Source organism: Paraburkholderia sp. SIMBA_053 (assembly GCF_046534895.1).
GTDB lineage: Bacteria > Pseudomonadota > Gammaproteobacteria > Burkholderiales > Burkholderiaceae > Paraburkholderia > Paraburkholderia caledonica.
In genome coordinates, this window is the sequence record NZ_JAWRXU010001589.1 from 1 (window position 1) to 240 (window position 240).

General features: G+C 66.2%; 1 pseudogene. It reads left to right on the plus strand.

The annotated features are described in order from the left end of the window. Positions 1-240 (plus strand): annotated as a pseudogene (locus tag SB753_RS40910) (type VI secretion system tip protein VgrG); the annotation flags it as partial.

The following is a 240-nucleotide window of genomic DNA, read 5'->3' on the forward strand; positions in this document are numbered from 1 at the left end:
GGAGAACCAGTTCCGCGCCGAACGCATCACGCCGCGCCCCGTTGTCGCGGGCCCGCAAACCGCGATGGTGGTCGGCCCCGACGGCGACGAGATCCTGACCGACAAATATGGCCGCATCAAGGTGCAGTTTCACTGGGAGCAGTTCGCGCCGCCCTCCGATGCCAGCGAACGGATGAAGCGCTGCTGGGTGCGCGTATCGCACAGTTGGGCGGGCAAGCGCTGGGGCACGTTCTTCATTCC